Origin of the sequence: Geobacillus sp. LYN3 (assembly GCF_003064505.1) — a bacterium.
GTDB classification, from domain to species: Bacteria; Bacillota; Bacilli; order Bacillales; family Anoxybacillaceae; genus Parageobacillus_B; species Parageobacillus_B toebii.
Map to the genome: position 1 here is coordinate 2,439,046 of NZ_QCWL01000001.1, position 8,313 is coordinate 2,447,358.

The window sequence follows — 8,313 nt, forward strand, 5'->3', positions numbered from 1 at the left end:
ATATACTGAAAATATAACCCCCGCCTTCCTCCCACAGCTAAAGCAGTGGGCTTCCGGCGGATGTTCTCGTGACAGACTAATGACGAAGCGGCTCACGCGCGTGAATATTGGAAATATGTACTTCCACCACTGGGGCGCTAACATTAGCAATCGCGCCATGAATTGCATAGCTATAATGTGTAGATGCACCGACATTTAAAATGATTTTCCATCCATCTCATGAATACTGCTCTGAAAGCAAGTTAACGTTGCACCCAACGCGCTCCTCAGCAAACGATATTCATTCCTGTTCTAAGTTATGGAGCGTTGTGCTTCCATAAAATACGGTTCCCGCTTGCCAAGAAGATTCAAGTTCGGACCGTTAATGAGAAGAAGATGCGCTATGTTCATAACTGCTTCAATCATCGAAAGAATATTTAAACATTCATTATTTTATCATAAAAGCGCACCGCCTCACACTACTTATTTGCTGTTTTCGTTTGTGTTTGTCGATTCATTTCTTGCATTTCAAATGAAATCGAATATCCGATGAAAACTCCATATAAAATGTATAAACAAAGTGTCGTAATAATTGTATTCCGCTCTAAATGTGAAACAGCTTCCAAATTCGGAAAAAGCGGATTTAACCCATAAAATACGATAAGCCATAAAACGACGCCGTACAAAATTCCTCCCCACATTCCTTTAATTTGTTTTAAGGCAACATAATAAATAAGAGCGACTAATATGGATAATAATCCGATGAGAAAAATGGCGATGTAATTTCCAAGCTTTCCGTATTTCCAGTCACCGGCAACCCATGGGAACAAAATCATATTTGGGCTAATTTCCGTAAAGTGAAAAAAGTAAGCTAAATATCCTAATAGACTCCAAAATACTCCACCGACAAACCCAGTAATCACGACTTTCATAAGAATAGACATCGGGCGCTCCTTCTTATTTTGCTCATACTTCGCCTGATTTTCTGTCATTTCGCTTTGCACCTCCTTATAGGTAGTATGACCGATTATCAATAAAGTCATGAATATAACGATAAAAAAGCACAACATCGTATGTGTAAATATTGAAATTTTTGGAAATAATAATTATTGCACCAATCTAGAGGTTTCTAGATGTTTCTTGTAGAATAAAATTAGTAAAGAAAAAAATAGGTTGGTGTCAACAATGAAAAACATAACAAAACCAGTGTATGGCGGCCAGGCAGTGGTAGAAGGGGTCATGTTTGCTGGAAAAATATATTCTGTTACCGCAATTCGCCGCAAAGATCATTCCATTGAATACTTTCGTTTGCCGCGCCAAACAAATCCAACAGTTGCGTTTCTCAAAAAAATCCCGTTTATTCGCGGAATCGTCGCGATTATAGAAGCGAGCGCAAACGGGGCGAAACACTTGCAGTTTGCCAGCGAGCGTTATGAACTAGATCCAAACGAAGAACAAGCTTTGCCAAAAACGAAAACGGATTCGTCAAAACTTTCCCTCGTACTTGGCGTCGCAGTGATCGGGGTATTGTCCTTTTTATTCGCTAAAACCATTTTTACGCTTGTTCCTGTATTTTTAGCAGCATCCTTAAAACCGTTATTTCCTACAAAAATGGCACAAATTTTTGTAGAAGGAGCGTTTAAGCTTGCTTTGCTGCTAGCTTATATTTACTTTATTTCTTTAACCCCACTCATTAAACGCGTTTTTCAATATCATGGCGCGGAACATAAAGTAATCAACGCGTTCGAAGCAGGACTTCCTCTTACGGTAGAGAACGTCCAGCGTTCATCCCGGCTTCACTATCGCTGCGGCAGTAGCTTTATTTTATTTACTGTCATCGTCGGCTTATTTGTATATATGTTTGTTCCAACAGACCCTCTCTGGTTAAGGGTAGTCAACCGGCTTGCTCTTATTCCGGTTGTACTTGGCATTTCGTTTGAGGTATTGCAGTTTACGAATAAATTGCGTAATATCCCGGTTTTACGCTGGCTCGGTTACCCTGGTTTATGGCTACAGCTTCTTACCACAAAAGAACCGACAGATGACCAAGTCGAAGTTGCGATTGCTTCCTTTCAAGAGCTGCTTCGTTTAGAGAAAAACGTGGAAACAGAAACAAAAGCAGTTCAGTAATAATGTAAGGGGGTGGATTCATTGCGACGCGGTGCCATTCATCCGCTTGTCGGGATTATCCTTTTTTTCGGAGTGTTCGGTTTCATATACGCCATTTTCGAACAGCCGACCGCTCTATTTCGAAAAGCGATGTTCATTGCTCTTATGATTGCGGGAATATATGTTATCTATCATTTTGTTTTCAGACGACGTGTCAATAAAGATCATATCGCGTATTTAAAAGCGGTTCGCCAATCGAAAAAACTCCATCCCCAAGCGGTTCGAAAACAAAAAACAAAAAGTACGAATCTAAAAATGAAACGCCTGCCAAGAAAACGAACCACTCATTTAACCGTCATCGAAGGAAAAAAAGGCAAAAAAAAGAATCGAGCATCGTTTTAGCTTGATTCTTTTTATTTTTGAAAAACTATATCAATTACGCTTTGACGCCTTTCTTCTATTTTTCACGAAGCCAGAATGGCGACATTTCGCCGCCCGAACGACGCGGACCGCTTTTAGACGAAATTGGGGTGCCTCCGCTTTTCTTATTGTCTAGCTCCAGGCGCCATCGGCTCGCGACGCTTCGGCCCCGCTGTGGCGGCAATAGCCTCCTCGCGGGTCCTCCAGCGCGTTTCGCCGATAGGCATGCGCCTTCCGCTTTTCTTATTTAATACGTCCATTTTGTGAGAAATTGTTCGGTTTTTTCTCTTCCGTATTGAATTAAGCGGTCTCTAATATCTGGGGTGAGGGAAAATTCGGTGGAAAAAACATTTTCTACAGGAAGAAACACGATATTTTTTTCATGTCTCCGGGAAATGTAGCGGGTATCGTGTGCCTCCTTCATTGCGCTAAAAAGAGCTTCAAACAATTGGATGGCATTGTTAATGTTTCGCTTTGGCCTTTCCGTAAGCTTCGCGCTTAACTGTATGCCAAGAACAGGTCGTTTTTTCACTTTCTTTTCTTCATCAAATAAAAAAAGCGGGAAATTGCTGAGCACACCTCCGTCTACAATGATATATTTTCCTTCCTTCGTCTGTAATTTGACCGGTTCAAAAAAATATGGGATGCTAATGCTCATTCGAACCGCTTTGGCAACGGAAAATGTTGCTGGGTCGATTCCGTATTGCGGCAAATCATCTGGCAAAATACACATTCGTCCATTGGTGACATCTGACGCAATGATATATAAACTTTCTTTCGGCAAATCACCAAATGTTTTGACATCGCGTGCTGCCAATACTTCCTTTAACCATTGTTCAAATGCATCCCCTTTATAAAGTCCCATCCGCCAATAAAGCCTCACCCATTTCCATACTGGAAATGGAAACTGGCATTTCCGTTCATCAAGGAAACGCTCTAGCTCCAATTCATCCAACAAATCGGTCATTTCCTTGCTTGTATATCCCGCGGCAATCAATGCGGCAATGAGTGATCCTGCGCTCGTCCCAGCAAGCCGTCTCCAGCGAAGTCCTTTTGCTTCAATTGCTCCGTAAGCACCAATGAGCGCAAACCCTTTTATTCCACCGCCAGAAAATACGATGTCAATCTCCATGCTGCCTCCCCCTCTTATTTGCCGTTTGTATATATGTAAGAGGGAGAAACCCAATTTAGTACGCCAAATAAAAAAGAGTAAGATTTCCCTTACTCTTCTGCTTGTTCGTTCCGTTTTTGAATGTTACGAAGCGTCTCGATGCGCTTTGGATCTTCCTGGAAATATTGCACCAAATCGCCGATGCGGTCAATCGCGTTCCAGCTTAAATGGTGTTCAATTCCCTCGACATCGTGATAAATGTTTTCCTCATCCACACCGATAATGCGCATAAATTGTTCTAACAATTCGTGGCGGTATACAAGTCTTTTTCCGATTTTCTTTCCTTTCGCCGTTAACACTAAACCGCGGTATTTTTCATAAACTAAATACTCATCTTTATCCAATTTTTGCACCATTTTTGTGACAGAGGAGGGATGTACGGACAATGCCTCAGCTATATCTGATACTCGCGCATATCCTTTTTCTTCGATTAAAATGTAGATTTGTTCAATATAATCTTCCATACTTGGTGTCGGCAATTTCTGTTCCCTCCTATAAAACCATTGTAAGAAAAAAATAACAATCAGTATTATTATATCATGAGGGCTTAAAATGACAAGATTGGACTTCCTCTTCAGGGAAAAACTCGTCAATATATCGCTCATCTGTTAAAAATTTGTCATAAAATTTTCCACTACGAACAGAATGTTCCTCGTTTGCCATCCGATTCTTTTGGCGCTAGAACCATTAAATCAGCGCTTTGATTCCCGTTAAAAAAATCCCGATAATAAAACCGCAAATAGCTCCATTCACCCGAATCCATTGCAGGTCTTTTCCGATTTTATTTTCCATCATATGAATAAGCGTTTCATCATCCAGCTTATCCAAATTCTCCTGTACCAGCTTGCCTATTTTTGAATGGTTCTCTTCAATAAGGTTGTTAATTTCCTTTTTTATCCAATTATCGATGATATTGATTTTTATTGGATCTTCTTTTAGTTTGTTCAGAAAGCGTGTTAAAAAGGGAAGAAGATACATATCCACAAACTTGCTGTCTTGAACAAAGGCCAATGCTTTCTGCTGAGCTTTCTGCAAAATTCCTGTTATTTTTTCAGCTGGCTCCCAATCAGCAATAAGATGGTTCTTCCAATTTTCGATTTCTTCCAACAGTTCCTTATTGTCCTTTATGTTTTTCAATTCCGTACGAACATGCAAAAGCAAAGCCTTCCTGTTTGGATTATCAGTCTGGCGCAAACTGCTTACAACACTAAGAAGGAAGTTTTGTAGTATACTGCCGAGTTTTTCTTCATTCAATAGATTCTGAAAAGACTTTAACGCAAACTGCAGAAAACCGTCTAACTTTATATTGTCAAGCGCCCGTATTGCCAGATTTCCGAGTTGATTCTTTGTGGTACTTTTCCTTATCCATTCTTCTGCCTTGCCAAGAAGATAATCTAACGCCTTCTCATCATATTCACGAATGAGCGCTTGATTGATGGCAGACTGAAGAACAGTGCACATTTTAATGGAATAAAAAGAAGACTTTATTTCTTTTTCAACAAAAGGGGTAATTTTTTCAAGATTGATATGACTGATCATTTGTACGACGAGTGACACAGCCCCTTTTTTAACTGAGTCTGAATGAAGCATTTTCTCAAGGACGGGCAACATTTTCTCTGTAAAATGGATTTGTTTGATTTTATCCCTAATGCTTTCTTTTGAAAGCCAATCATTTTCAAGTGTAGAAACGAGTGCTTTTGTCATTCTTTCCCGATTTTTAGGCAAAAGAGCTGTATGGGGGATGGGAAGCCCCAATGGATGTCGGAATAAGGCAGTAACAGCGAACCAGTCGGCTAATCCACCCACAAGCCCCGCCTCAAAGCCTCCTTGTAGTAATCCGCCTAGAAACGATCCTTGGAAAGGAATGGTTGCGACAAAGCCGGTTCCCATAACAACAAGCGAAAAACTAGCTAATCGCTTTGATTTCTTTGGTTGCTTTGACTTTTTAGATATCATGCTTCCCTCATCCTTTATGATATAAATTACTTTAACCAAATGAGTGTAAAATGATGCACAAAGGAGTACTATGTCCAGCTTTTCTCGAATCCAACTTCTTGACGGTACCAAATATCGTTACAGATATGATATTGCCTTACAACAATATAGCAAATCTTTGTTCATATTTCATTCACATAGACTGGAATGACGCTGTTCTGCCTTTTCAATGAACCTCTCCCACCTACACTCTGTTTAGAGGTGGGAGACTTCTCGGTGGACATGTTAAATTAGCTGTGATCAAGCTCCCAGCGAAACCAACGGGCATGTCCATCTGTTTCTGCGACAATTTCGTTATGTTCGATGCCATCGATAAAGTAGTCAAGATGAAGCTTTGTGTCCCACATATTGTTATATAGATGGAAAATATCCCTCATTTGGCCAATCTCCCGAATTTGTTTGATAAGAAGCTGTTTTGCTTTATCAGGAATTTGGTTCGCCACATGGGTGTGAAACACGCAAATAATAGTATCTTCTGGAATTGTAGCTACTATGTTAGGTAAGAGCGCTATTCCATCTCCTTCTATGAAGCGAACAGGTGTTTGCTGCAGGCAGCGGGCGGCTTTTTGAAATAATTCGCGCCGCTCTTTATGCTCCGGCCAAATAAGCGCTTGCATCCATAAACAATCTTCCTCGTTTTGCAAATCATTCACATGCAAATCAATCCCTATACGCTCCGCAATCGGAGGACTTTTCGGCAGCAAAAATGGAAAGCGCTCTCCACGAACTTCGGAGGCAATCAAAACATTGGAATGCGGGTTTCCGTATGTCACGTGCGAACCGTAATCGTATCGGTACTTGTCCCACGCCAGCTGCAAACCGGCGCTCGTGCCAATTTCAATGAGCGATAAAGGCTTTTTGACCATATCATAAATAAAACAAAAACTCGGATACAAATACGCACAACGCCGAACCTCATTCGTCTGCACGAGTTTATTTGTCAACATCGCTGTAATGTCTTCTTGATAGTGGATACAGAAATCACGGAAATAAGGGAAAGCGTGTTGCGGGTTTCGTGGCCGGTCGACTATACTTCCATAGAATTCACGCAGCTCGTGCGTATATCCTTTGAGCAATAAATAGTGCACCGCTCCAAATAACAAGTTCGGAATCGGCTGGCCGCTTCGGGCAGCTGAAGCAAGGCGCAATATCTCTTCATCTTCGGCAACGTTTAATGACAGCTGTTCGTACAGTTCACTAGACCCACGGCATTCACGAATGGCAAAACGGCGAAACCGCTCAGAAATAATCTTTAGCGACATCTTTATCTTCTCCTCTCGTTTTCTATTCGTCAAAAACTTCTTTTCTCCCATTATCCATCATGACATTCCATTCCGGCAATGGTACAATGGAGTCAATAGAAAGGAGGGACATAAAATGGCGCAAGAATTAATCGAATTATTTCGTTCCGTTTTAAAAGAAGAGCTACAGCCGGTTCATGAGCGGCTTGGTCGTCTCGAAGAGGGACAACAGCGGCTCGAAGAAAATCAACTTCGCTTGGAAGAACGACAGCAGCGATTGGAAGAACGGCAACAGCGGTTGGAAGAGCGACAGCAACGGTTAGAAGAACGGCAACAACGATTGGAAGAGCGACAGCAACGATTGGAAGAACGGCAACAACGATTGGAAGAGCAACAGCAGCGGTTAGAAGAGCGGCAACAACGTTGGGAAGAAAAACTAGACAATTTCCTTATTGAAACAAGAAGTCATTTCAAAAAAATCGAAGAAGAATTGGCTGAGCACCGCCGGATGTTTGAGCTACTTTCCAATGACTGGAGAAATGCGAAAATCGACATCGACTATTTAAGCGCAAAAACCGGAAAACATGACGCGGAAATTCATCAAATAAAGAAACGGCTCGAATTACAGCAGCTATAAACAACCATCCCCACAAACGAAAAAAAGCGCGTGCTGTCGGAGTGACCCGCTTACACGCACCTTCGTTGGAAAAGGCCATTTATCATCGCTTGCGAATTTGAAAATTGTCCTCTAACAGCACCCAGTTTTCCGGATAAGAATAACCAAGCACCCAATAGCTAATGCCTCTTAGCTGATATTCTTTCACCAACTCAAATTTTGCCTGGGCACTGCGGGCATCCTCAAACCAGACTTCATGCGTCCGCCCCTGGCTGTCAACATAGCGGTAAAACGGCGATGCGGCGATTGGATCGTATTGAATCGTTGCTCCATAACGAATGGCGCGTTCTACTGCTTCCTGCGGACTGAACGTTTCCGCCTCTTGTCCTTGTATGTGCGGAAGAACCCAGTCGCGCGCGTAAACTTGAAACCCCATAAAAATTTTATTTCTTGGTATTACGCTGACCGCGTAATTGAGCACCCTTCTAATTTGATGAACAGGGGAAATCGCTTGCGGCGGACCAAGCCGGTATCCCCATTCATACGTCATCAGCACGACAAAATCGGCAATTCTCCCATGTGCCGGGTAGTCATGCGCCTCATATAACAGTCCTTTTTGCTCCCCGCTTGTTTTTGGAGCAAGAGAAGTGGATACAAAATAGCCTTCCTGATGAAGGCGCTCCACAGCGCGTTGCAAAAATTGATTATACCTCACATTTCGCACCCTAACAAGGTCAAAACAAAGGATTTTTTATTTAGTTTTTCAGAATAACTTTTTGACC

9 protein-coding genes and 1 pseudogene are annotated in these 8,313 nt (G+C 41.8%); 3 read left to right on the forward strand and 7 right to left on the reverse strand.

Annotation, left to right across the window (positions count from 1 at the left end; all coding sequences use genetic code 11):
* Positions 1 to 76: 76 nt before the first annotated feature.
* Entirely contained in the window at positions 77 to 205 is a 129-nt protein-coding gene (locus tag DCC82_RS18755) for a type II 3-dehydroquinate dehydratase (RefSeq protein WP_162839699.1), read from the reverse strand.
* Positions 206 to 458: 253 nt separating this feature from the next.
* Positions 459 to 971 (reverse strand): YqhR family membrane protein, encoded by a 513-nt coding sequence (locus DCC82_RS12795; RefSeq protein ID WP_062678720.1) that lies wholly within the window; start codon positions 969 to 971, stop codon positions 459 to 461.
* Positions 972 to 1,164: 193 nt separating this feature from the next.
* Here DCC82_RS12795 and DCC82_RS12800 point away from each other — a divergent pair, with 193 nt between their 5' ends.
* Positions 1,165 to 2,109 (forward strand): DUF1385 domain-containing protein, encoded by a 945-nt coding sequence (locus DCC82_RS12800; RefSeq protein WP_015864462.1) that lies wholly within the window; start codon positions 1,165 to 1,167, stop codon positions 2,107 to 2,109.
* 21 nt (positions 2,110 to 2,130) lie between these two features.
* The gene (locus DCC82_RS12805; protein ID WP_015864463.1) at positions 2,131 to 2,490 is read left to right on the forward strand and encodes an SA1362 family protein; all 360 of its coding nucleotides are present in this window, start codon (positions 2,131 to 2,133) and stop codon (positions 2,488 to 2,490) included.
* A gap of 265 nt (positions 2,491 to 2,755) precedes the next feature.
* Here DCC82_RS12805 and DCC82_RS12810 read toward each other — a convergent pair whose 3' ends face one another.
* From DCC82_RS12810 to DCC82_RS12825, 4 genes are all read right to left on the reverse strand, one after another.
* Complete coding sequence (locus tag DCC82_RS12810) at positions 2,756 to 3,640, reverse strand: patatin-like phospholipase family protein (protein ID WP_108430379.1); 885 nt, start codon at positions 3,638 to 3,640, stop codon at positions 2,756 to 2,758.
* A gap of 89 nt (positions 3,641 to 3,729) precedes the next feature.
* Complete coding sequence (gene mntR, locus DCC82_RS12815) at positions 3,730 to 4,158, reverse strand: transcriptional regulator MntR (RefSeq protein ID WP_015864465.1); 429 nt, start codon at positions 4,156 to 4,158, stop codon at positions 3,730 to 3,732.
* Positions 4,159 to 4,366: 208 nt separating this feature from the next.
* Positions 4,367 to 5,635 (reverse strand): DUF445 domain-containing protein, encoded by a 1,269-nt coding sequence (locus tag DCC82_RS12820; RefSeq protein WP_097354725.1) that lies wholly within the window; start codon positions 5,633 to 5,635, stop codon positions 4,367 to 4,369.
* Between the two features lie 269 nt (positions 5,636 to 5,904).
* Entirely contained in the window at positions 5,905 to 6,936 is a 1,032-nt protein-coding gene (locus DCC82_RS12825) for a DUF2332 domain-containing protein (RefSeq protein WP_081188137.1), read from the reverse strand.
* A 115-nt stretch (positions 6,937 to 7,051) separates the two neighbouring features.
* On the opposite strand from DCC82_RS12825, the gene DCC82_RS12830 reads away from it, so the two are divergent.
* Positions 7,052 to 7,552, forward strand: a complete 501-nt coding sequence (locus DCC82_RS12830) for a hypothetical protein (RefSeq protein ID WP_015864468.1) — start codon at positions 7,052 to 7,054, stop codon at positions 7,550 to 7,552.
* Between the two features lie 82 nt (positions 7,553 to 7,634).
* Here DCC82_RS12830 and DCC82_RS12835 read toward each other — a convergent pair.
* A pseudogene (locus tag DCC82_RS12835) lies at positions 7,635 to 8,243 on the reverse strand (glycosyl hydrolase family 18 protein); the annotation flags it as partial.
* Positions 8,244 to 8,313: the final 70 nt, after the last annotated feature.

Bases quoted from the DNA above. Each gene is read 5' to 3' on its own strand.
- DCC82_RS12795 (WP_062678720.1), bottom strand. From the start codon at position 971: ATGACAGAAAATCAGGCGAAGTATGAGCAAAATAAGAAGGAGCGCCCG.
- DCC82_RS12800 (WP_015864462.1), top strand. From the start codon at position 1,165: ATGAAAAACATAACAAAACCAGTGTATGGCGGCCAGGCAGTGGTAGAA.
- DCC82_RS12810 (WP_108430379.1), bottom strand. From the start codon at position 3,640: ATGGAGATTGACATCGTATTTTCTGGCGGTGGAATAAAAGGGTTTGCG.
- DCC82_RS12820 (WP_097354725.1), bottom strand. From the start codon at position 5,635: ATGATATCTAAAAAGTCAAAGCAACCAAAGAAATCAAAGCGATTAGCT.
- DCC82_RS12825 (WP_081188137.1), bottom strand. From the start codon at position 6,936: ATGTCGCTAAAGATTATTTCTGAGCGGTTTCGCCGTTTTGCCATTCGT.
- DCC82_RS12830 (WP_015864468.1), top strand. From the start codon at position 7,052: ATGGCGCAAGAATTAATCGAATTATTTCGTTCCGTTTTAAAAGAAGAG.